Annotated in this window: 22 protein-coding genes; 8 read left to right on the top strand and 14 right to left on the bottom strand. The window is 67.2% G+C overall.

All coding sequences use genetic code 11. From position 1 onward, the window contains the following. Positions 1-2: 2 nt before the first annotated feature. Both cyoE and KXV01_RS17135 read left to right on the top strand, forming a co-directional pair. On the top strand, positions 3-896 hold the full coding sequence (gene cyoE, locus KXV01_RS17140; RefSeq protein ID WP_049438841.1) for a heme o synthase: 894 nt from the start codon (positions 3-5) through the stop codon (positions 894-896). 161 nt (positions 897-1,057) lie between these two features. Next, positions 1,058-1,864, top strand: a complete 807-nt coding sequence (locus KXV01_RS17135; RefSeq protein WP_263467966.1) for a calcium-binding protein — start codon at positions 1,058-1,060, stop codon at positions 1,862-1,864. A 115-nt stretch (positions 1,865-1,979) separates the two neighbouring features. Here KXV01_RS17135 and KXV01_RS17130 read toward each other — a convergent pair whose 3' ends face one another. The 6 genes from KXV01_RS17130 to rpsU all read right to left on the bottom strand — a co-directional run bounded on the left by KXV01_RS17130 (position 1,980) and on the right by rpsU (position 7,128). Next, positions 1,980-2,951 (bottom strand): bile acid:sodium symporter family protein, encoded by a 972-nt coding sequence (locus tag KXV01_RS17130; protein WP_049438843.1) that lies wholly within the window; start codon positions 2,949-2,951, stop codon positions 1,980-1,982. Positions 2,952-2,979: 28 nt separating this feature from the next. Beyond that, positions 2,980-3,480 carry a protein tyrosine phosphatase family protein gene (locus tag KXV01_RS17125; RefSeq protein ID WP_049438844.1) on the bottom strand — a complete coding sequence of 167 codons (501 nt, stop codon included), beginning with the start codon at positions 3,478-3,480 and terminating at the stop codon, positions 2,980-2,982. 28 nt (positions 3,481-3,508) lie between these two features. Beyond that, complete coding sequence (gene dnaG, locus KXV01_RS17120; protein WP_263467965.1) at positions 3,509-5,248, bottom strand: DNA primase; 1,740 nt, start codon at positions 5,246-5,248, stop codon at positions 3,509-3,511. Between the two features lie 61 nt (positions 5,249-5,309). Beyond that, a complete protein-coding gene (locus KXV01_RS17115) occupies positions 5,310-6,230 on the bottom strand; it encodes a YihY/virulence factor BrkB family protein (RefSeq protein WP_049416765.1) in 921 nt (306 codons plus the stop codon). A gap of 105 nt (positions 6,231-6,335) precedes the next feature. Further along, on the bottom strand, positions 6,336-6,779 hold the full coding sequence (locus tag KXV01_RS17110; protein ID WP_049438846.1) for a GatB/YqeY domain-containing protein: 444 nt from the start codon (positions 6,777-6,779) through the stop codon (positions 6,336-6,338). A gap of 133 nt (positions 6,780-6,912) precedes the next feature. Beyond that, on the bottom strand, positions 6,913-7,128 hold the full coding sequence (gene rpsU, locus KXV01_RS17105) for a 30S ribosomal protein S21 (protein WP_002808376.1): 216 nt from the start codon (positions 7,126-7,128) through the stop codon (positions 6,913-6,915). Positions 7,129-7,294: 166 nt separating this feature from the next. Here rpsU and tsaD point away from each other — a divergent pair, with 166 nt between their 5' ends. Further along, complete coding sequence (gene tsaD, locus KXV01_RS17100) at positions 7,295-8,320, top strand: tRNA (adenosine(37)-N6)-threonylcarbamoyltransferase complex transferase subunit TsaD (protein ID WP_049438847.1); 1,026 nt, start codon at positions 7,295-7,297, stop codon at positions 8,318-8,320. Positions 8,321-8,353: 33 nt separating this feature from the next. On the opposite strand, the gene KXV01_RS17095 is transcribed toward tsaD, so the two are convergent. Then, complete coding sequence (locus tag KXV01_RS17095; RefSeq protein WP_111096700.1) at positions 8,354-9,019, bottom strand: hypothetical protein; 666 nt, start codon at positions 9,017-9,019, stop codon at positions 8,354-8,356. 359 nt (positions 9,020-9,378) lie between these two features. Here KXV01_RS17095 and folB point away from each other — a divergent pair, with 359 nt between their 5' ends. The 4 genes from folB to KXV01_RS17075 all read left to right on the top strand — a co-directional run bounded on the left by folB (position 9,379) and on the right by KXV01_RS17075 (position 14,063). Continuing rightward, positions 9,379-9,732 carry a dihydroneopterin aldolase gene (folB, locus tag KXV01_RS17090; protein WP_005415016.1) on the top strand — a complete coding sequence of 118 codons (354 nt, stop codon included), beginning with the start codon at positions 9,379-9,381 and terminating at the stop codon, positions 9,730-9,732. 91 nt (positions 9,733-9,823) lie between these two features. Beyond that, positions 9,824-11,095 (top strand): mechanosensitive ion channel family protein, encoded by a 1,272-nt coding sequence (locus KXV01_RS17085; RefSeq protein ID WP_263467964.1) that lies wholly within the window; start codon positions 9,824-9,826, stop codon positions 11,093-11,095. Positions 11,096-11,223: 128 nt separating this feature from the next. Continuing rightward, positions 11,224-13,398 carry a glycoside hydrolase family 3 N-terminal domain-containing protein gene (locus tag KXV01_RS17080; protein WP_061480354.1) on the top strand — a complete coding sequence of 725 codons (2,175 nt, stop codon included), beginning with the start codon at positions 11,224-11,226 and terminating at the stop codon, positions 13,396-13,398. Positions 13,399-13,526: 128 nt separating this feature from the next. After that, positions 13,527-14,063, top strand: coding sequence for a hypothetical protein (locus KXV01_RS17075; RefSeq protein WP_263467963.1), 537 nt, complete (start codon positions 13,527-13,529; stop codon positions 14,061-14,063). A gap of 475 nt (positions 14,064-14,538) precedes the next feature. On the opposite strand, the gene KXV01_RS17070 is transcribed toward KXV01_RS17075, so the two are convergent. Next, positions 14,539-15,705, bottom strand: a complete 1,167-nt coding sequence (locus KXV01_RS17070) for a PQQ-dependent sugar dehydrogenase (protein ID WP_263467962.1) — start codon at positions 15,703-15,705, stop codon at positions 14,539-14,541. A 168-nt stretch (positions 15,706-15,873) separates the two neighbouring features. Between KXV01_RS17070 and yiaA the strand changes: the two genes are divergently transcribed. Beyond that, the gene (gene yiaA / locus KXV01_RS17065; protein WP_014645710.1) at positions 15,874-16,326 is read left to right on the top strand and encodes an inner membrane protein YiaA; all 453 of its coding nucleotides are present in this window, start codon (positions 15,874-15,876) and stop codon (positions 16,324-16,326) included. Between the two features lie 107 nt (positions 16,327-16,433). On the opposite strand, the gene KXV01_RS17060 is transcribed toward yiaA, so the two are convergent. The 6 genes from KXV01_RS17060 to KXV01_RS17035 form a co-directional block, all read right to left on the bottom strand. Then, entirely contained in the window at positions 16,434-16,757 is a 324-nt protein-coding gene (locus tag KXV01_RS17060) for a hypothetical protein (protein ID WP_049411344.1), read from the bottom strand. Positions 16,758-16,867: 110 nt separating this feature from the next. Next, a complete protein-coding gene (locus KXV01_RS17055; RefSeq protein ID WP_263467961.1) occupies positions 16,868-18,169 on the bottom strand; it encodes an amino acid permease in 1,302 nt (433 codons plus the stop codon). Further along, the gene (locus KXV01_RS17050) at positions 18,166-18,927 is read right to left on the bottom strand and encodes a L,D-transpeptidase family protein (protein ID WP_099495492.1); all 762 of its coding nucleotides are present in this window, start codon (positions 18,925-18,927) and stop codon (positions 18,166-18,168) included. Before KXV01_RS17050 ends, KXV01_RS17055 begins: the two co-directional genes overlap by 4 nt. 15 nt (positions 18,928-18,942) lie before the next feature. Further along, positions 18,943-19,791, bottom strand: coding sequence for a MurR/RpiR family transcriptional regulator (locus tag KXV01_RS17045; protein WP_263467960.1), 849 nt, complete (start codon positions 19,789-19,791; stop codon positions 18,943-18,945). 613 nt (positions 19,792-20,404) lie between these two features. Continuing rightward, positions 20,405-21,499, bottom strand: a complete 1,095-nt coding sequence (locus KXV01_RS17040; protein ID WP_005412042.1) for a dipeptide epimerase — start codon at positions 21,497-21,499, stop codon at positions 20,405-20,407. Further along, entirely contained in the window at positions 21,500-22,936 is a 1,437-nt protein-coding gene (locus KXV01_RS17035) for an SH3 domain-containing protein (RefSeq protein ID WP_263467959.1), read from the bottom strand. It lies immediately after the preceding gene. Positions 22,937-22,994: the final 58 nt, after the last annotated feature.

Here is a 22,994-nt window from a genome sequence, read left to right as displayed (position 1 = left end):
CCATGTTTTCCAACTACCGCCAGTACTGGGACCTGACCAAGCCCAAGGTCGTCGCCCTCATTGTCTTCACTGCCCTGGTCGGCATGGTCCTGGCTATCCCGGGCGTGCCCAGCTGGGAGCAGGTGCGCGCCGGCCTGCTCGGCTTCCTCGGCATCTGGCTGGCCGCTTCGGCGGCCGCCGCGATCAACCAGTTGCTGGATGCGCACATCGATGCGCAGATGGCACGCACGTCGTGGCGCCCGCTGGTGGTCGGCAAGGTCAAGCCATGGCAGGTGCTGGTGTTCGCCGGCGTGCTGATCGTGCTGTCGATGACCATCCTGGTGCTGTGGGTGAACCTGATCACTGCAGTGCTGACCTTCGCCTCGCTGATCGGCTACGCGGTGATCTACACCGTGTACCTGAAGCGTGCGACCTCGCAGAACATCGTCATCGGTGGCCTGGCCGGGGCGATGCCGCCGATGCTGGGCTGGGCTGCGGTGACCGGCATGCAGGGCTCGTCGGACTGGGCGTACTCGTCGCTGCTGGTGCTGATCATCTTCATCTGGACGCCACCGCATTTCTGGGCGCTGGCGATCTTCCGCCGCGAGGATTACGCCAAGGCGGAGATCCCGATGCTGCCGGTGACCCACGGCGTGGCGCACACCCGCAAGCAGATCATGGTGTATTCGGTGGTGCTGGCGCTGGTCTGCCTGCTGCCTTTCCTGGTGGGCATGAGCGGTGCGTTCTACCTGGGCGGCGCGATCGTGCTCAACGCCGTGTTCCTCTGGTATGCCTGGCGCATGCTCGACCCGCCGGATGAGCTGTTCTCGATGAAGATGTTCTATTACTCCATCGTCTACCTGATGGCGCTGTTCGCGTTCCTGCTGGTCGACCACTGGATCCTGCCCTGGTTGTGACCTCGCCTGATCGAAGGCGCCAGTCCAATGCGGAGCCGAGCCTATGCTCGGCCCAGGGGGGGATTGGAAGAGCAGCCGAGCGTGGGCTCGGCTCTACACTTGATCTCTTCCAGCGGCGTCGCCATTGCTGTTCCTGACCCCAAGGAAAGGAGCGAGCAGGGATGCATACGATCTTCCGTTGGACCACCGCGCTGATTCTGGCGCTGGGCATGGCCGTGACCGCGCATGCCGACGACACCGCCGCGCAGATCCGCCAGCACGCCGGTGATCACCGCCTGCTGGTGCTGGGCGAATTCCATGGAACCCGCGAGACGCCGCTGCTGGTGCGGCAGCTGGTGGACGGCTACAGCCGCACCGGGCCGGTCCTGCTGGCGCTGGAACTGCCACGCGGGGAAACCCCCACGCTGCGCGATTACCTGGCTTCCGATGGCGGGGAGAAGGCACGCCAGCATCTGCGCGGGCGTGCGTTCTGGACCGTGCGCGATGACCAGCATGACGGCCGTCGCAGCCGCGACATGCTGGCAATGATCGAAAGCCTGCGCGTGCTGAAGTCGCAGGGACGTGTGATCGACGTCGTTGGCTATGACGTCAACGCCAGCAAGGGCGGCAACCAGGTACGCGATGACCTCATGGCAGCCGAGTTGCGGCGGCTCTATCGAGGCCTACCGGCCAATGCGCGCATGCTGGTGCTGACTGGTAACGTGCACGCCATGCTGCAAAGGCCGCAAGGTATGCCTCCGGAAATGCAGATGCATCCGATGGCGTCGCAGCTGCGGGACCTGGATATCTACAGCGTACGGATGGGCGCGCAACGTGGTCAGACGTGGGGATGCGCGGGCGGTTGCATGGCGCGGCCACTTCGAGAGCAGGTTGCCACGGGGCCGCGGGTCGCTGCCGGTGCGGAACGGCCGTACGACCTGTGGGTATGGATGCCGGAACTGAGCGTCGGGACGCTGGTGGATCCGTAGCGTCAGGCAATCCATCCACGCATGGCGTGGATCTACTCCGGATCACAGGTGTCAGCCGAGCGTGGGCTCGGCTCTACAGTTGATCCACGCCATGCGTGGATGTCCTCCCGCCGGGTCAGGGCGCGCGCTTCGCGTACCGCTGCGCGATCACGCCGCAGACGATCAGCTGGATCTGGTGGTAGATCATCACCGGCAGCACGATGGCGCCCAGGCTGCCGCCGGCGAACAGCACCTTGGCGATCGGCACGCCGGTGGCCAGGCTCTTCTTCGAACCGCAGAACACGATGGCGATCTCGTCCTCGCGGTTGAAACGCAGGCGACGCGCGATGAAGGTAATCAGCGGCATCGCGATGCCGAGCAGCACGGCGGCCACGACCGCCACGGCCAGCAGCGAGAGCAGCGGCGTCTTGCTCCACAGGCCTTCAGTCACCGCTTCACCGAACGCCGAATACACCACCAGCAGGATGGTGGCCTGGTCGGTGTAACGCAGCAGCGCGCGCTGGCGTTCCACCCAGCCGGCGATCCACGGCCGCAGCAGGTGGCCGGCCACGAACGGCACCAGCAGCTGCAGCATGATGCCGCCGATCGCATGCAGCGGGTCGTGCACACCGCCGGAGGTGCCGGCCAGCGCGGTCAGCAGCAGCGGGGTCAGGAACACGCCGAGGATGCTCGACAGCGAGGCGCTGCACACCGCTGCGGGCACGTTGCCATGCGCCATCGAAGTGAACGCGATGGACGACTGCACGGTGGAGGGCAGGGTGCACAGGAACAGCACGCCGAGGTACAGCTCCGGGGTCAGCAGCCAGCCCGACAGCGGCTTGAACATCAGCCCCAGCAGCGGGAACAGGAGGAAGGTGCAGGCCAGGATGGTCAGGTGAAGCCGCCAGTGCAGCATGCCGCCGATGATCGACTCGCGCGGCAGGCGCGCGCCATGCAGGAAGAACAGTGCAGCGATGGCGACGGTGGTGACATCGTCGAGGACGATGGCGGCGGCGCCCTTCATCGGCAGCAGCGAGGCCAGGCCGACGGTGCACAGCAGGGCGAGGGTGAAGTTGTCCGGTCGCAGGCGCGACCACCAGTGGGTCATGGTGGGCAGAGTCCTTGGTGCGGAGGGTTCAGGGCCAGGTGACCGGCGTGGCCAGGCGTTGGCGGGTGGCGGCTTCCAGCGAGGTCAGGCCAGCACGCTGGCCCAGCTGAAGGGCCTGTTCGGGGCCGGCATGTTCGTAGCGTGCATTGACCAGGCCGAGCACGGCGCCGGCGCGGTTGCCGGACGCACAGTGCAGCAGCACCGGCCCCTGGCTCTGCCGCAGGGCCTGGTGCACGGCGCGCACGTTGGCGGCATCGAGCCCCTCGGCACCGGCCACCGGAATGCGCACGTAGCGCAGGCCCAATGATTCGGCGAGGCGGGTTTCGTCGAAGCCCCGGTCCTCGCCGGGCTGGCGCAGGTCGATCACGGTGCGCACGCCTTGCGCGGCAAGTTCGCGCAGCTGTGCGGCGGAGGGCTGGCCGCCGGCATACAGGCCCGGGCGGACTTCATTGAGCGGGCCGTCTGCGGCCAGGGCCGCCAGTGGCAGGCAGAGCGACAACAACAGCAGGCAGGTCAGGCGCAGCAGCATGGTCCTCTCCGTGAAAACGTTCTGCCCTCTACAGGCGCAGTCCGGCGCGCGCCTTCAGCAGCTCGCGCAGTTCGTATTTGTCAGTATCATCCAGGCCCTGCTGGCGCTGCTTTGCCAACAACTCCTCCAGACGTTGCACCAGCAGCTGTTTCTCCAGCTGTGCCACTGCGTCGTGCAGTTCCTGGGTCCAGCTGGCCTCGGTGCCGGGCAGCGTCTGAGCGGCCAGCGTATGCAGCGACGCCTGTTCCTCGCGGCCGTCGAAGTGTTCCAGCAGGGCGCCGGTGCTGATGTCCGGGCGCTGTTCGACCAGCCCCAGCAGCTCCAGCAGCAGTTCCACGCCGGGCAGGCGCAGGCCCTGGAAGTGGTGCTTGCCGCCCAGCGTCAGCGCCAGCGACGGCTGCTGCAGCAGCACGGCGATCGCGCCGCGCACCAGGCTGCGCTTGGCCACGGGCTGGATCGTCCGCTGCGGCTGGCGTTGCGGCATCGGCGCGCGCGTGGCCTGGGCAGTGCCGCCCAGGCCGGTCAGCTGCGCCAGCTGCTGCTTCATCAGGTCGCCGAAGGCGCCGTCGGGAATCTGCGCCAGCATCGGCTTTGCCCGTTCTGCCAGGCGTGCCTTGCCGTCCAGCGTGCCCAGGTTGATCTCGCGGGTCAGTTCGTCGAAGAAGAACTGCGACAGCGGCGTAGCCTGCTTGAGGCGCTCGTTGAAGGCCTCGGCGCCTTCCTTGCGCACGATGGTGTCCGGGTCCTCGCCATCGGGCAGGAACAGGAAGAAGGCCTGGCGGCCATCCTTCATGCGCGGCAGCACCGACTCCAGCGCCTTCCAGCCGGCGCGGCGGCCGGCGGCGTCGCCGTCGAAGCAGAAGAACACGTCCGGCGCGTTGCGGAACAGCAGCTCGGCATGGTCCGGCGTGGTCGCGGTACCCAGCGTTGCCACCGCCTTGGTGACACCGAACTGGAACAGCGAGACCACGTCCATGTAGCCTTCGACCACGATCAGCCGCTCGATCTTCTGGTTGGCCTGGCGTACCTGCCACAGGCCGTACAGTTCGCGGCCCTTGTGGAACAGCGCGGTCTCGGGCGAGTTGAGGTACTTGGGGCCGTTGTCCTTCTCGAACACGCGGCCACCGAAGGCGATCACCCGGCCACGGCGGTCGAAGATCGGGAACATCACCCGGTCGCGGAACTTGTCGTAGACGTGGCCGCGGTCGTTCTTCGAGAACAGGCCGGCGCGGTCGAGCAGCTTCATGCGCCGCTCGTCCTTGCCCAGTGCATCGCGCAGTCCGCTGTAGCCATCCGGCGCGTAGCCGATCTGGAAGCGTGCGCGGTTCTCTTCGTCCACGCCGCGGCTTTCAAGATACGCGCGTGCCTTCTCGCTGCCTTCCAGGTTCTTCTGGAAGAACTTCGTGGCGGCGTCCAGCGCCGAGTACAGCTCGCGGCTGTCGTCCTGCTGCTGGGGGCTGCGCGGGTTCTCGTTGCGCGGCACGTCCATGCCCGCGCGCTTGGCCAGTTCATCCACCGCGTCGAGGAACTCGAGGCGGTCGTAGTTCATCAGGAAGCTGATCGCGGTGCCGTGCGCGCCGCAGCCGAAGCAGTGATAGAACTGCTTGGTGGGCGAGACCGTGAACGAGGCCGAGCGCTCGTCATGGAACGGGCAGCGTGCGGCGTATTCCTTGCCCTGGCGCTTCAACGGCACGCGGCTGCCCACCACCTCGACGATGTCGGTGCGGGCCAGCAGGTCGTCGATGAAAGCGTCGGGGATACGGGCCATGGGCAACAGGGCAGGGCGCGGTACAGGACCACGCGACGGAACCGGGGGCGGTTGCCCTAGTTTACCCCCTGTCGGGCACCTGGCTGGCGGCGGCCGGATCGATGCCGGCGGCGGCCAGGTGATGGCGCGCGCGCAGTCGCTCATCGATCACCGCGGTCATCAACGCGCCAACGAAGAAGACCACGGTCGCGTAATAGATCCAGACCAGCGAGATCACCAGGGCGCCCATCGAGCCGTAGGCACTGCCGGGGGCCACGGTGGCGATGTAGACGCCGATGCCGTAGCGGCCCAGTGCAAACAGTGCCGAGGTGATGACGCCGCCGATGAAGGCCTGGCGCCACGCCACGCGGCGGTCGGGCAGGTAGTGGTACATGAAGGCGAACCCCACCGCGTACAGCAGCAGGCTGGTGACGTACCCCAGGGCGGGGAGGATCGAGGGCAGTTGCGCGAAGGCCACCTGCAGCACCGTGGTGGCCGTCATCGACAGGATCAGCAGGAAGCCCAGGGCCAGCACCACGCCGAACGAGAACACACGCTTGCGCAGCCAGGCCTTGATGCCCTCCAGGCGCTCGCCACTGGTGCGGAAGATCAGGTTGAGCGCGTTCTGCAGCTGCGCGAACACGGCGGTGGCGCCGACGAACAGCAGCAGCGTGCTCCACAGCCCCGCCAACGAGCCGACGTCGGGCTGGTTGTCGGCGTTCTTCAGGACGGTTTCGGCCACCGTAGCCGCGCTGCTGCCAGCCACCGAGCTGATCTGGTCGATCAGCGCCTGCTGTGCCGGCGGGTACAGCGAAGCGGTCAACCACAGCAGCAGCACCAGCAGCGGTGCCATCGACAGCAGGGCGTAGAAGGAAACGGAGGCGGCCTGGGTCAGCACGTCGACGTCGATGAAGCGCTTGGCCACCGCCATCGGAAAGCTGTCCTGCAGGCGCTTGAGGTACTTGTGCAGGGACACGGGAACGTTGGGCTCGGGTTCAACCATGGGTGTGGTTGTAGCAGGCGACCGACGAAGGTGCGGTGAAGCGGGTGCATCAATGGGGTCAGAGCCCTTTCGCGTTGCGAAAGGGATCCGACCCCGTGTGCCGGATTACGCCAGCTGCTGCTTGACCAGCTTGGACACCAGGCCCATGTCGGCCTGGCCAGCGAGCTTGGGCTTCAGTGCGCCCATCAGCTTGCCCATGTCGGCCGGGCCGGCGGCACCGGTCTCGGCGATGGCGGCCTGGATGGCGGCCACGATCTCGGCTTCGCCCATCTTGGCCGGCAGGTAGGCTTCGATGACCACGATCTCGGCGCGCTCGATCTCGGCCAGGTCTTCGCGGTTGGCCGCTTCGTACTGGCTGACCGAGTCCTTGCGCTGCTTGACCATCTTGTCGAGCACGGCGATCACGGCGGTGTCGTCCAGTTCGATTCGCTCGTCCACTTCGCGCTGCTTGATGGCGGCATTGATCAGGCGGATCACGCCCAGCTTGTGCTTCTCGCCCGCCTTCATGGCGGCCTTCATGTCTTCGGTGAGCTGCTGCTTCATGCTCATGAGGAACCTCGTGGTGGTAGGTGGGGCGGGGCGGGTGCCCGAACCCGGAAACGCAAAAAGCCGGCGACGCTCGCGCGTGCCGGCTTCGGCTCCATCGCGACAGGCAGGCCCGCCGCAATGAAGATGCGTCCGATCAGTACAGGCGCTGACGCTTGGTGACGTCGCGCGACGAGCGGCGCAGCTGACGCTTCACAGCAGCGGCGGCCTTGCGCTTGCGCTCCTGGGTCGGCTTTTCGTAGAACTCGCGCTTGCGGGTTTCGGCCAGCACACCGGCCTTTTCGCAAGTGCGCTTGAAGCGGCGAAGAGCAAACTCGAAGGGCTCGTTCTCGCGGACTTTGACGCTGGGCATGGAATCTCCGGGACACAGTAGAACCGGGTCACGCCCGGCGAGCCGCACATTATAGCGGCGAATAGACAAACTGCAAGCGGCCAACCCTGAATACGGGCCGGGGGTTCGAAAGCAGTGAGATCTGCACATCCCCCGAGGGGGCGGCAGGGGCGTCATAATAGCAGGCATGCGAGTCCTTGGCATCGAATCTTCCTGTGATGAGACCGGCGTGGCGGTGTATGACACCGGCCTGGCCGGCAGCGCGGCCCTGCGCGCCCATGCGGTCTACAGCCAGATCGCCCTGCACGCCGAATACGGCGGTGTGGTGCCCGAGCTGGCCAGCCGCGACCACGTCCGCAAGCTGCTGCCGCTGGTGCGCCAGACCCTGGCCGACGCCGGTCTGGATGTCGGCGACATCGACGGGGTGGCCTACACGGCCGGTCCTGGCCTGGTTGGCGCGCTGCTGGTCGGTGCCGGCGTGGCCCGATCGCTGGCCTGGGCGCTGGAGGTACCGGCGGTGGGCGTACACCATATGGAAGGGCACCTGCTGGCCCCGCTGATGGAAGACGACCCGCCGGAAGCGCCGTTCGTGGCACTGCTGGTGTCCGGTGGCCATACCCAGCTGGTGGCGGTGGACGCGATCGGCCAGTACCGGTTGCTGGGCGAGACCCTGGACGACGCGGCCGGCGAGGCCTTCGACAAGACCGCCAAGCTGATGGGCCTGCCGTACCCCGGTGGCCCGCAGCTGGCCAGGCTGGCCGAGCAGGGCACGCCGGGTGTCTACCGCTTCGCGCGGCCGATGACCGACCGCCCGGGGCTGGATTTCAGCTTCTCCGGCCTGAAGACCCAGGTCCTGATGGCCTGGCGCGACAGCGACCAGAGCGAGCAGACCCGTGCCGATATCGCCCGTGGCTTTGAAGATGCGGTGGTCGAGACCCTGTCGATCAAGTGCGAGCGCGCGCTGGAAGCGGCCGGGACCAACGTGATCGTGGTGGCCGGCGGCGTCGGCGCCAACAAGCGCCTGCGCGCCCGCCTGCAGCAGATGGCCGAGCGCCTCGGCGGCCGTGCCTGCTTCCCGCGGCCGGCACTGTGCACCGACAACGGCGCGATGATCGCCTTCGCCGGCGCGCTGCGCCTGCAGGCCGGCCAGCACAGCCCGCCGAAGGTGGATGTGACCCCGCGCTGGGACATGGCGACCCTGCCGGCGGTGTGAACCGATAGCGTCGGGCCATGCCCGGCGGACGCATTACCGATGCACTGCCAACGGCGACGCCGCCAGCACGGTTGTCGCCCGCTCATGGCGCTGCAGCCAGCCCAGCGTGTGTGGGCAGCGGGCATGGATCAGCCGCCCGATCGCGGCCAGGTCGGCGCCGATGTCACGTTCCAGGACCGGCTCGTGGTGGGCGATGCGGTTGCGCAGGTGGCGGATGCGTCCGATATCCGCATGGATGGCTTTCCTGACGGCACTGGGATGAGCAGAGGGAGCATGCTGCAGAACCCTGCTGAGTGCGGGTATCCAAAGCGTGGAGTCGAAGCGACAGGTGAAGAGCTGCTGCCAGAACACCATCGGCAGGTTGGCGACGATCCCAGGTGTATCGGTTGCGCGGCTGGCAAGTTGTTCCAGTACCGTGCGCGGAGAAGTACTGGATGAGGTTGGCAGCCTCCGTCGGAAGGCACCATTCCACGGCCAACGCGGGCCATGCTGCCTGGCGAGCACAGCTGCAGCGGCGTTGCGGGTGACCACTTCGCACAGATGGACCGGCATCATCAGTGCACTGCACATCCGCATGTTCCACAGGTACAGGGATTCGGCTGTGACGTCGGGGCTGCAGGTCGATGCGATTCTCTCGTAAGTAGACAGACGCTCCGCTGACAACGCGCGCCGCAGTACATCGTATGGAGCCATCGTCATGTGCGGTGGTGAAGGAGGGATCGATGTTCGCGAGAGTGGGCGGCGGCGACCATCAGGGAACGTCGTTGTCCGCGCGGCAGATTTTCTGCGTTTTGCCTCGGACGAATACCTGACCTGCCCTGTCGGAATTGGCCTTGACCGGCGATCTGGTCCTTGCCTAATCTGCGTGCCTGCGCCACCGGGACTCGCGGCTGGATTCCAGCTCCCCCCGGGGACAAACGGTAGTACCAAAGGGCCCTGCTAGTGGGGCCCTTTGTTTTTTCCGGCGCCGTCTCCCTGTCGGCCGCCCGCCGCCCGTTCCGGGCAGGCTCACCGCCGTGCCGTTACCATGGCCGCCTGTATTCGTGCCGGTAAGCGCAATGGACAAGGTTTTCATCGAAGGGCTGACGATCGACGCCCTGATCGGTATCTACGATTGGGAACGACGGATCCGCCAGGACCTGGTGTTCGACCTGGAAATGGGCTTCGACAACCGTCGCCCCGCGGCCACCGACGACATCGCCCACACCCTGAACTACAAGGCGGTGAGCAAGCGCCTGGAACAGTTCGTGCGCGAGTCGGAGTTCGGCCTGGTCGAGACCCTGGCCGAGCGTTGCGCGCAGATCGTGCTGGACGAATTCGACGTGAAGTGGCTGCGCCTGAAGCTGAGCAAGCCGGGCGCGGTGCGCGGCGCGCGCGCGGTGGGCGTGATCATCGAACGCTCGCGGGACTGACCCGGTCGTGCCGGCCGTTGGCCGACAACCCCGGTAGTGCCGGCCGCTGGCCGGCAACCTTGGCAACAACGAAACAGACAGGAGACAACTGATGGTGGATGCGGTGGTGGCGGTACAGTGGCTGGAACGGCTGCAGAACACACTGGAACCCTATCCCGGTGCCTACCTGGCGTTGATGATCTCGGCGCTGCTGATCGCGGCTGGCCTGGCCAACTGGGTGACCAAGCGCATCCTGCTGCGTGGCCTGCGGCGCCTGCTCAGCCGCCTCCCCGGCGCTGACACCGGCCGCGGCAGCCACCTGATGCGGGTGATCTCGCGCCTGTCCAACGTGGTGCCCAGCCAGGTGATCGCCTCGGGCATCCGCATCGTGCCGGACCTGCCGCCGGGCCTGGTCAGCTTCATCATCGGCGCCTGCCAGGCGTGGGCGATCCTGACCGTGGTGCTGGCCATCTCGCATGCGCTGGATGCGGCCAACGATCTGTACGAGCGCCGCCCCGAGGCACGCAACAAGCCGATCAAGGGCTACCTGCAGGTCGCCAAGATCGTCATCTTCGTGATCGCCGGCCTGTCGATCGTCGCTACCCTGGCGGGCGTCGATCTGCGCTATCTGGTCACCGGCCTCGGCGCGGCCACGGCGGTGCTGATGCTGATCTTCCAGGACACCATCCTGTCGCTGGTGGCCAGCGTGCAGATCAGTGGCGATGGCCGCGTGCGCATCGGCGACTGGATCGAGATGCCCAGCCAGAATGCCGACGGCGACGTCATCGACATCGCGCTGCACACCATCACCGTGCAGAACTTCGACAAGACCATCACCACCATCCCGACCAAGAAGCTGGTGACCGAGTCGTTCAAGAACTGGCGCGGCATGCAGGAGGCCGGTGGCCGCCGGATCAAGCGCGCGCTGTACCTGGACCAGCACAGCGTCGGCTTCCTGGACGAGGGCGACCTGGCCTTCCTCGGCGAGTTCGCGCTGTTGCGTGAGTACCTGCGTGAAAAGGAGCAGGAACTGGGGCAGTGGAACGGGCGCCTGCGCGAGCAGGGCGTGGCTGAGGTCAACAGCCGCCGGGTGACCAACCTGGGTACCTTCCGTGCCTATGTGGAGCGCTACCTGCGCAGCCATCCGGGCATCCATACCGACATGACCCTGCTGGTGCGGCAGCTGCAGCCCACCACCGAAGGCCTGCCGCTGGAGCTGTACTGCTTCACCCGCAGCACCGCCTGGAGCGAGTACGAGGCCGTGCAGTCGGACATCTTCGACCACCTGCTGGCGATTCTGCCGGCGTTCGGCCTGCGGGTGTTCCAGGCCTCCAGCGACGCCATGTTGATGGCCGGGCAGCGCCAGTTGGCCGGCTCGGAGTAAGCTGCGGTGCCCCCGGCGGGACCATACGGGCCCCGCTGTTGGCTGAAACTGAACGAAGAAACCTCTCGCCAAATGGCTCGGGATCGCTAGAATGCCGGGCTTGTAAACGTTTTCATCAAGGACTGCCGGTGGCCTCCGATCGCATCGAATCCCTCATTGCCCAGATGACCGTCGAGGAAAAAGTCGGCCAACTGGGTGTCTTCGCGGACATGGTCCGCCCGTTCGCCCCGGACGTGAACCCGGAAGCCAACGTGCGCAATGCCGACCAGGTGCTGCAGCAGGTGCGCGAGGGCAAGGTCGGCTCGCTGTTCAATGGCGTGGGCGCCGAGTTGGGCCGCCGCATCCAGCAGGTCGCCACCGAGGAGAGCCGCCTGGGCATCCCGGTGATCCTGGCCGCCGACGTCATCCACGGCATGCGTACCGTGTTCCCGATCCCGCTGGGCGAGGCCGCCAGCTTCGAGCCGGACCTGGCCGAGCGCACCGCGCGCGCCACCGCCATCGAAGCCACCGCTGCCGGCCTGCACTGGACCTATGCCCCGGCCGTGGACATCGCCCGCGACCAGCGCTGGGGCCGGGGGGCCGAAGGTGCCGGTGAGGACGTGGTGCTGGGTTGTGCGTTCGCCGCCGCCCGCGTGCGTGGCTTCCAGGGCAGCGACCTGCGCGCGGCCGATTCGCTGCTGGCCACGCCGAAGCACTTCGCCGCCTACGGCGCGGTGATGGCCGGCATGGAATACAACATGGTGGACATTTCGCCGCAGACCCTGCGCGATGTGCACCTGCCGCCGTTCAAGGCCGCCTTCGAGGCCGGCGCGATCACCGTGATGTCCTCGTTCAACGACATCAACGGCGTGCCGGCCAGCGCCAATGCCGAACTGCTGACCGACATCCTGCGCGGCGAATGGAAGTTCCCGGGCGTGGTGATCTCCGACTACACCGCCGACATGGAGCTGGTCGCGCACGGCTACGCCGCCGATGACCGCGATGCCACCGCCAAGGCGTTCACCGCCGGCCTGGACCTGAGCATGCAGAGCGGCTTCTACGCCGAGCACCTGCCGGGTCTGGTCGAGAGCGGCGAAGTGCCGATGGCGGTGCTGGATGAAGGCGTGCGCCGCATCCTGTGGCTGAAGGAAACCATCGGCCTGTTCGATGATCCGTACCGTTCGCTGGACCCGGCGCGCGAAGCGGATACCTCGCATATTGCCGCGCATGATGAACTGTCGCGCGACGCCGCGCGGCGTTCGATCGTACTGTTGAACAACCGTGACAACGTGCTGCCGTTGCAGAAGACCGGGCAGAAGATCGCCCTGATCGGCCCGTTCGTGCAGGACCGCGAGAACATCGAAGGCTGCTGGACGCTGTTCGGCGACAAGCAGCGTTACGTGGACCTGGAAACCGGCGTGCGTGCCGCCATCGGCGACGAAGCGCTGCTGGAAATCGTGCCGGGCTGCGAACTGGAAGCGGCCATTCCGGGCGGTACCGAAGCGGCGGTGGCTGCCGCGCTGCGCGCCGATGTGGTGGTGCTGGCGCTGGGCGAACCGCAGCGTTACAGCGGTGAAGCGCAGTCGCGCGTGGAGATCACCCTGCCGCCGGCACAGCAGGCACTGGCCGAGGCGGTGGCGATGACCGGCAAGCCGCTGGTGGTGCTGCTGCGCAACGGCCGTGCGCTGGCACTGCAGGGCGCGGTGCGCAATGCACAGGCCGTGGCGGTGACCTGGTACCTGGGCACGCAGACCGGCCATGCCGTGGCCGATGTGCTGTTCGGCGACTACAGCCCGTCCGGTCGCCTGCCGGTCAGCTTCCCGCAGGTATCCGGCCAGCAGCCGTACTTCTACAACCACCCGCGTACCGGTCGCCCGGAACTGCCGACGATGTCGGAGTTCAAGGCCCGCTGGCGCGAGATTCCGAACGAGCCGCTGTACCCGTTCGGCCACGGCATCGGCTACACCACCTTCGCCTACGGCGTGCCGCAGCTGAGCACGGCACAGCTCGGCTGGGACGACACCCTGACCATCACCACCACCCTGACCAACAGCGGCGACGTGGCCGGCGAGGAAGTGGTGCAGCTGTACATCCACGACCGCGTGGCCAGCCGCGTACGTCCGGTGCGTGAGCTGAAGGACTTCCGCAAGGTAGCGCTGCAGCCGGGCGAGTCGACCGACGTGGTGTTCACCCTCACCCGTGAGCAGCTGGCCTTCACCGGCCGTGACGGCGTGCTGCGTGCCGAGCCGGGCCAGTTCGACCTGTGGGTGTGCGCCTCGTCGGCCGCCGGCGAAGCGGTGCAGTTCGAACTGCTGAAGGCCTGATCGAAAAAAGGGGACGGAGGGGATTAAGTCGTTAGTGGCACTGACGACTTAATCCCCTCCGTCCCCTTTTTGTTGCCGTCACTGTGGCGGCGCTACCATCGGTGTTCTTCAACGATGGATGCCCGCGCATGCGCACGATCGCTGTCTTGATTCCCGCCCTCTTGCTGGCGGCCTGTTCGCAGCCGGCGGCGCCAACGGCCGAGCCTGCGGCGGATGCACCGCCGCCGATGGAGGCCAACGCGGCAGCTACGCCTGCCGCTGAACCCGCTGCCGCCGCACCGGCCGTGCCCGAAGCGGAGGCGCCCGCCGAGGACGCGCGTGCGCGCATCGAATCGCTGCTCGGCGATGCCGCGCAGTTCGAGAAGGTGTTCAATGCGTTCAAGGCCGCTGTGGTTGGCGGAGATCGCGCTGCGGTGGTCGAGCAAGTGCGCTTCCCGTTGAACATCAGCGACGGAAAGAAGATCACTGGCCCCGGTGAGTTCCAGCGGAACTACGAGAAGATCATCACCCCGGCGGTGGTCAAGGCGGTGTCCGAACAGGACTTCGGCAAGGCCTTCGTCAACCAGCAGGGCGTGATGATTGGCAGCGGCCAAGTGTGGTTGAGCGGCCAGTGCCTGGACCAGGCCTGCACGAAGATCGAGGTGAAGGTCATCACCATCCAATGAACGCAGACGGCCCCGCTCGTGGGGCCGTCTGGCGAGGGTAGTGCCGGCCGCTGGCCGGCAACCGCAGGATGCCGGAAGGATCCAGGGTGCCGGCCAGCGGCCGGCACTACCGGCGTGCCTTGCTGCCGTCTTCCAGCAGCCACAGCGCACCGTCGGGTGCGCTCGCCCATCACGAAGACCGAGGTGAAGGTCCCCCGCGTGCGGGGCCGTTTGGCGAGGGTAGTGCCGGCCGCTGGCCGGCAGCCGCAGGATGCCGGAAGGATCCAGGGTGCCGGCCAGCGGCCGGCACTACCGGCGTGCCTTGCTGCCGTCTTCCAGCAGCCACAGCGCACCGTCGGGTGCGCTCGCCCATCACGAAGACCGAGGTGAAGGTCCCCCGCGTGCGGGGCCGTCTGGCAAGGGTAGTGCCGGCCGCTGGCCGGCAACCGCAGGATGCCGGAAGGATCCAGGGTGCCGGCCAGCGGCCGGCACTACCTCAGGTCTTCGGCGTGAGCTTCAGCAGGCGCGCCTTGCTGCCGTCTTCCAGCAGCCACAGGGCGCCATCCGGGCCCTGTTCCACTTCACGGATGCGCTCGCCCATGTTGAAGCGTTCGGCTTCGCGCGCGCTGTCGCCATCAAAGGCCACGCGCACCAGCGAGGTCGACGACAGGCCGCCGATGAAGCCGCTGCCCTTCCACTGCGGGAACAGGCTTCCGCTGTAGATCACGAAGCCGGCCGGCGAGATCACCGGCGTCCAGGTCACCTTAGGGGCGGCGAATTCCGGGCGGGTGTCGTGGTCGGGAATCGGACGGCCGTCGTAGTGGTCACCGTTGGAAACGATCGGGTAGCCGTAGTTGGCGCCACGCACGATCAGGTTCAACTCGTCGCCACCGGCGGGTCCCATCTCATGCGCCCACAGCTTGCCGTTGGCGTCGAAGGCCATGCCCAGGATGTTGCGATGGCCCAGCGACCACACCTGTGCGGCAACCCCGCCCTGCGAGGCGAACGGGTTGTCGGCGGGCAGGCTGCCATCGTCGTTGACGCGGATGATCTTGCCGAGGTTGCCGCCCATGTCCTGGGCCGGATCGAACTTCTGGCGCTCGCTGGAACTGATCCACAGCTTGCCGTCGGGGCCGAACGCGAGGCGATGCCCGTAGTGGCCCTCGCCGCTGACCTTGGGGCTCTGCCGCCAGATCACCTTCAGGTCCTTCAGTTGGCCACCGCCGTTGGCGTCCAGTGCCAGCGTGGCCCGGGCCACCGCGGCACCGCGGGTATCCAGCGTGCCTTCCTCGGCATAGCTGACGTAAACGACATGATTCCGGGCGAAATCCGGGTGCAGGATGATGTCGCCGAAACCACCCTGGCCACCATAGGCGACCTTCGGAACGCCGGTGATCTCGTGCTTCTGCCCGTTGGCCGGGTCCAGGTGCTGCAGCTTGCCGCGCTTCTCGGTGACCAGCAGGCTGCCGTCAGGCAGGAAGGTCATGGCCCAGGGCTGGTCGAAGCGGCTGACGTCGGTGGCGGTGAACGGCCGCTGGTCGGTGGCGGTGGCTGCAGGAGCTGTGGCCTGGGCGGTACCCGAAGCCGGATCGGCGGCGTTGCAGGCGGAGGTGGCAAGGATCGGCACAAGGCCGAGGGCGAGCAGCAGGGGCGTGCGGGTCATGGGTATCTCCAGTGCGGGGATGCGGATGGCCGGGCTGTCCCTTGTATACCACCGGCGCCGTGAGCGTCGTGGCCCGAAGGTCCTGCGCCCCCTGTGCGAGCGCGGCGGGATCGTCTAGGGTGGGCACGCCCGGGCAAAGCGTGCCCGCCTGCCTGCCAAGGACCTGCAATGAACACTGCCATGCCCCACAAGCCCTCCACCGCCTTCATCGCCGCCTCGTGGGTGGCCCTGCTGCTGGGTGCGGCGGCGTACCTGATCGGCCTGTTCAATGCCACGATGGCGCTCAACGAGAAGGGCTACTACCTGACCCTGCTGCTGTTCGGCCTGTTCGCGGCGGTGTCGCTGCAGAAGAGCGTGCGCGACCGCGTCGAAGGCATTCCGGTCAGCGGCCTGTATTACGCGCTGTGCTGGTTCGCGTTGCTGTCGGCACTGATGCTGCTGCTGGTCGGCCTGTGGAACGCCACGCTGGCACCCAGCGAGAAGGGCTTCTACGGCATGGCGTATGCGCTGTCGTTGTTCGGTGCGGTGGCTGTGCAGAAGAACACCCGCGACCTGATCGCCGCCGGTGGTGGCGAGAGCAAGCGCAGCGCGATCGTTCCGCCGCTGCCGGAACAGGAGTGATCGATCCGGTGTAGAGCCGGGCCATGCTCGGCTCAGTCGAGCGTGGCTCGACGTTACAGACGTGGTGCGAGAGCCGAGCGTAGGCTCGGCTCTGCAGAAGCCTGGCGCTATCGTGCCAGCCGCGGATCCGCCAGTTGTGCGTCTTCCCAGCCACGACGCACCGCATTGCGTGCCTGCGTCCATTCCAGGCGGCTGTGGCCACGCTCGTTGGCCCAGCGCGATTCCAGCTCGGCTTCGACCTGCTCGTAAGCGCGGATCATGTCCTGCGCGCGCGCGGCGTGGCCGATCCGGTAGGCCGGCTCGTAGTCCTCGAAGAACAGCTGGTCGTCGTAGTACGGTTCGGCGGTGTAGCGTTCGCGCCAGTAGTTGCTGACCGCATCGCGCGGCGTGCTGTCGTCCGGTACGCGGCCGGGAATCTGGTACTCGGTCATGGAAGGCTCCGTTATGGACGAAGCCTCATCGTGCCTGCGTGGCGGTTAACCGCCCGGTCCGGTAGCGTGATCGCCAAGTCAATCCGCCCGGCGTGGCCCGGCGCCATCGATCACCCGGCGCTGGCATCCTTGCGCGGCAGCCTGTAGATCACCGCGCCGATCGCAAACGCCACCAGTGCAGCGGCGATGTTCTGCCAGCTGGCACTGGCGAACAGGGCTAGGCACAGCAGCAGCGCCAGCACCGGAATCAGCGGGCCACCGGGCAGCTTCAACGCGCCTGGGCGATCCGCGTAGCGCTTGGCCAGCACCAGGACGGCGGCAGCGGTGCCGATGTAGGCGAACAGGCGCGTGGTCATCGACAGCAGGGCGAGCTGCACGAACGAACCGGACAGCGCCAGTCCGAGCGCGATCAGGCCCTGGCACAGGATCGATGCGGCCGGCGTATGGAAGCGCGGATGCACCTGCGCCAGGATCTTCGGCCCGTAGCCATCGCGGGCCAGCGCGAACAGGAAACGCGGGCCCATCATCATCGTGTTGCTGTTGGTACCGAGGATGGAGATGGTCGCGCCGATGGTCAGGATCAGCGCCAGCGCCTCGCCGCCGAAACCGGCTGCGGCATCGGCCAGCGGCGTGGCCGAGCTGGCCAGGCCGGCCAGCGTACCCTGCGCCACCACCTGCACCGCGCCATAGATGACGGTGACGGTGATGATCATGGTGATCAGCGCGAACGGAATATCGCGGCGCGGATTGCGGTACTCGCCGGCGGCGGCCGGGATGTTCTCGAAGCCGGCGTAGGCGTACAGCAGCAGCAAGGCGGCCTCGCCCATCCGTTGCAGGTCATGCGGGTCCGGGCGCTGGCCGGAGAAGGTCAGCTGTGGGTCGATGTAGAACGCGCCGATGGCCACGAACAGCAGCAGCGGCAGCATCTTGCCGATCACCAGCACCACGCCGGTGCGCGCGGCCGAGCGCACGCCGATGATGTTGACGCCGGTCAGGAAGCCCAGCGACACCACGATCACCGCGATGCGGCCCATGCCGGCGCCGGCCCATGGCCAGAAGCGCGCGACCGCATCGGCCAGCGCGTTGCTGAGTGCGGCCGCCGAGCTGATGCGGGTCAGCCAGATCATCCAGCCGATCTCGAATCCGGCGAAGCGGCCGAAGGCCTCGCGTGCGTAGAGGTAGCTGCCACCGGGTTCATCGAAGTAGCTGGCGGCCTGCGCGTAGCACAGCACCAGCAGCGCGACGACGATGCCAGCGGCGACCACGCCCCACAGACTGAAGGGGCCGAGCAGGGCGACGGTGGCGGCCGGCAGCAGGTAGATACCGCTACCGATCACATCGTTGATCGACAGGCCGACGATCTGCCAGCGGCTGACCGCGCGCTGCAGCTGTGGTTCGTCCTGCGCGCTCAACGGGCGCCTCCGCTCAGCGCGGGCAGCTGCCACTGCACCTGCAGTCGCTGGTACTCGGTGCGCGGCAGCAGCACGAAGCGCGGCATATCCTGCGGCCGCAGCCAGTCCAGCAGCGCCTGCATGCGTGCTTGTGGCATGGCGGTACAGCCGGCGGTGGCCTCGCCGGGCGTGCGCCACAGATGGGCGAAGATGCAGCTGCCCTTGCCAGGCTGGTTGTCCGGGTTGTGGGCGATGACGAAGCCCTCCCGGTAGCGCACGTCGCCCTTGTTGTGCAGATCCAGCCGCATCGGCTCGGTGGAGCCCTTGACCGCTGCGCTGCCGACCTTCTTTTCATCAACGATGCGGTTATAGAACGGCGAGCTGGGCACGTCCATGCAGTAACTGCTGTCCAGCATCGGCTGGTAGGGCATGGCGGTGCCGCGGCGGGTGACCGCATAGCCGAACGCACTGCCGAGCGCGAATATGCCGGCCGGGCTGCGGCCATCGCCTTCCTGCTTCTGCGGTCCATCGGCCTGCGCCGGATGCAGGCCCAGGCCCCAGGCGCTGCCGGTGCGGCCGAGCGCCACCGGGAACGCCTGGCCATGCGGGTGCCAGCCCTGGCCGTCGCGCACATAGGCCTGTAGTTGCCCCTGGGTGCTGTCCCAGCCTTCGCTGGTGACCACGATCAGCTGGCGCGCGCCATCCAGCGGCGCCGCGTGAACGGACACCGTCGCAGCAAGCAGCAGTGCGGTGGTGGCAAGGCGGACCAGCGATTTCATCAACAGGTGCTCCGGTCAGGAATCCAGCAGGTGGTCGATCCGCTCCAGGTTCACCGCCAGCTGCTGCCGGCGGTCCGGATTGGTGTGGCAGAGCAGCACGAACAGGAAATCGAGCAGGGCGTGCATGGCGCTACGGTACAGCAGCTGCGCGACCTGCGGCGTGCGGTCGTGCGCGCAGACCGCCAGTGCCGCATCAGCATGCGCGCGCAGCGGGTTGGCAGTGTGGCGGGTAATGGAAATCACCTTGCCCCCCATGTCCTGGAATTGCCGCGACAGCTGCGACAGCTGTGGCAGGTTGCCGAATTCGGAGAACACCAGCAGCGCATCGCCGGGACGGGCGGCCGACAGGTTGGCCAGCATCAGGATCGGGTCGGTGTGCGGCACGACCAGCAGGCCGAGCAGCGACAGCCGCATGGCGAACTCGCGGGCGAACAGGCCGTCGTCACCCAGGCCATGGACGAACAGCTTGGGTGCGCCGTCGAGCAGCTGCACGATGCGCTCGATCTCCTCGCGTGGATTGGCCTGGCGTGTTTCCTCCTCGGCCTGCGCCTTGCTGCGGCGCAGGGCCTCGCCCAGGCGCAGGTAGTCATCGCCACTGTCGGGTTCGTCGGGCGCCTGCTGCGGATCGGCACCTGCGCGGGCCACATCCTGGCCGATCGAGTACTTCAGGTCCGGGTAGCCCTTGAAACCGAGCTTCTGGCTGAACTTCACCACGCTGGACTGGCTGATGCCCAACGCGCTGGCCAGCTGCTGCGACGAGTAGTCGCGCAGCAGGTGGGCGTTGTCGAGGATGAAGTCGGCGATGCGGCGCTCGATGGCCGACATCTGCCCACGCTCGGTGCGGATCTTCAGCAGGGGCGGCATGCGGGGTGTCCGGGGGGCGTGCGTTGGAGCATAGGGGAACGCGTTGCGGTTGGCAGCGTAGAGCAGGTCATGGAGTGGGTCGGGCGGGTGGGGTTTGCAGGGGACGCCGTGAATCCGTCCATGGAGGCTTGGCCGCGCTTGCTCGTTTGCGCTGTCCTGCGCAAACGGCAAGACCGGGGTTGGGCGTCCTGCCCAACCCGCCCGAGGCATGCCTCGGGCCCATGGCGCGGACACCCCTGCAAGCCCCACCCGCCCGACCCCGGACAGATCGCGCGCGTGCCAGCCGCGAAGGGGATACGGGGTAGAGCAGAAGCAAGAGCAAAAGCATCCACGCATGGCGTGGATCTACTGGGTGCAGCTGTTGCATTGGACGTTGAGTCCGCCTTGTAGCGAGCCGAGCACCGCAGGTCCGGCGAGGGCGAAGAGGCGCGGGTGTCTGAGCGTAGCGAGTTCCCGCGCCGTCCCTCGACGGGCCGAGGAGCGCAGGGAACCGGTGCGTAGCACCGGCTCGCGGCCGGCGGAGCGTTTCTTTTGGTTACTTTTCTTTTCGCGAAAAGAAAAGTAACGCGCGACCCAGCGTCAGTGGCACGCAACGTCAGCCGCAAGGCAGAAATCAACCCAGCATCTCCAGCCCACGCACTTCGGTGATGCCCAGCCCCGGCACGTCGCTGATGCTGATCTCCGATTCGTTGAAATGCACGCCGCCGCTGACCGGGTCGAACTGGCCCAGCGAGGGACCGTCGAGGTCGACCTTGGTGATCACATCGCTCTTGGCCACGGCCAGGTGCACAGCCGCAGCCACGCTGATGCTCGATTCAATCATGCAGCCGATCATGCACGGCACGCCGTAGATGCCGGCGATGTCGGCGATGCGGATCGCGTTGGACAGGCCGCCGGTCTTCATCAGCTTGATGTTGATGATGTCGGCCGCGCGCTGCTGGATCAGGTCCATCACCTGGCTGGGGCTGAACACGCTTTCGTCGGCCATCACCGGCGTGTTGACGCGGTCGGTGACGTACTTCAGGCCACTGATGTCCGCGGCCTTCACCGGCTGCTCCAGCAGCTCCAGTACCACGCCGGCTTCCTCCAGCGTACGCATCGCATGCACCGCCTGTTTGGCGGTCCAGCCCTGGTTGGCGTCCAGGCGCAGCAGGGCGCGGCCTTCCACGGCGGCATGGATCGCCTTGACCCGTTCGATGTCCAGTCCGATGTCCTTGCCGACCTTGATCTTCAACGACTCGAAGCCGCGTTCGATCGCCGACAACGAATCGGCCACCATCTTGTCGATGTAGTCCACGCTGATGGTGATGTCGGTGGTGATCACCGGGTCGCCACCACCGAGCATCTGGTACAGCGGGGCGCCGTGCAGCTGCGCCCACAGGTCGTACAGCGCGATCTCCACCGCCGCCTTGGCGCTGGTGTTTCGCTCCATCGCGGTCTGCACCAGCGTGCACAGGTGGTTGAGGTTGACCACGTCCTGGCCGATCAGGCGCGGGGCGATGAAGTGGCGGATCGCTTCGATGATCGAGCCGTGCGTATCGCCGGTGATCACGGCGGTGGCCGGGGCTTCACCGTAACCGGTGTTGCCGGTATCGGTACGGATCAGGACGACCACGTCCTCGACGGTTTCCACCGTGCGCAGCGCAGTCTTGAACGGTGTCTTCAACGGCACGCGCAGCATGCCCAGTTCGATGGCAGTGATCTTCATTCAGAGGGTCTTGGCCCGCAGGCGCTGGATGTTGGTGATGCGGTCGATGTAGCGGACGGTATCGCTGGCCATCATCGGCTCCAGCGGCGTGACCGAAACACCATTGAGATGGGCCTGCACGCGCGTGCCGTCGGCACCGAACCAGCTGCCGCCCGCCGTATCGTGGATGACCCAGGTGCGGCCGTCGACGTGGCCGATGGCCATCATCACATGACCGGGAATGTAGACCAGGTCGCCCACCTGCAGGCTGGTGACGGCACGGTCGCGCACCGCCTTGCCGTCCTTGCCGGTGAACGGCAGGCGGTCCAGTGCCGGACTGACTGCCTGTGCACTGGTATTGCGTGGCAGCAGCACGCCGAAGCTGCGGTAGATCTCGGAGACGAAACCGCTGCAGTCGCGGGTGTCGTAGTCGTGGCCCCAGCCGTAGCGTTCGCCCAGGAACTTGAAGGCCTGCTGCAGCAACAGGCGTGGGGTCAGCGGCAGGTAATCGGCGGCGGTGTCCTGCGAGCGCGGCAGCAGCGCTGGTACCAGCTTCAGGCGGCCATCGGCTTCGCGCACCGGCAACTGCACCACCCACGAGGCGTGGGACTGCTGGCCGTTCACCGGTTCGGCGGCGGGCCAGTCGGCCAGCACCGGCAGGCGTATACCCATGTCCAGCTGCAGGCGCGAGACGCGCGGCTCCTCCGGGGTATAGGCGGTCTGTGCGGTGGCGCCGGTGACGATCCGGTACGGGCCCTTTGCGCCGTAGCCGAGCACCGTGGCCTTGTCGCCGCCGGCGATGGCGTCGGCTTCGATCCACGCGCTGTAGCGCTCGCTGTGCACGAACAGCCAGCGGCCGTCGGCGCTGCGGTGGACCACGGCGACCTTGTCGCCGGGGAACAGTGCCGATTCCTGGAAGCGGTCGATGTCGGTGTCACCGACGGTGCTGAAGACGCGCTCGCGGGTGGGGAAGGTGCGCAGCGCGGCACGCTTCACCACCAGCCCGTAGGCCGGTGCCACCTGTGTGGGAATCGCATCGAGGCCGAGGTTGGCTTCGATCGTGCTGCGCAGCGCGGGTGCGATCGCCTGGCCCTTGTCGTTGTAGAGGGCGCGGGTGGGCCAGCTCGACAGCGCGGTGATGCTGGCGCGAACCGTCGCCGCATCAAGCTGGGCGGGCAGTGTGGCGATGTCCTGGATGTGGCTGTCCTGCGCCCGCATCCGCGCGTTCTGTGCTTCGATCTGCGCGCGATCCAGAATCGGCGCATCGGCGTTGTCCAGGCGCGCGGCCCAGTACTGCGGGGTCAGATAGGCCTCGTGCAGGCCGATCACATAGGGCAGCGGCGCACCCGGGTCGGGCGGTGGGGCCGCCTGTGCAAAGGCCGGAGCGGCCAGCAGGCACAGGGCCAGGGTCAAGCGGCGCGGCCAATGCCGATGCCGTTCGCGGAAAGCCAGGCTCATGCGGTGCACACCCTCCTCGAATGCCTGTTGGAATATTTATTCCTTTTGGCCCCGAAAG

Origin of the sequence: Stenotrophomonas sp. Ps181, assembly GCF_025697425.1 — a bacterium.
GTDB lineage: Bacteria > Pseudomonadota > Gammaproteobacteria > Xanthomonadales > Xanthomonadaceae > Stenotrophomonas > Stenotrophomonas sepilia.
This window is presented reverse-complemented; position numbering and strand designations above follow the sequence as displayed.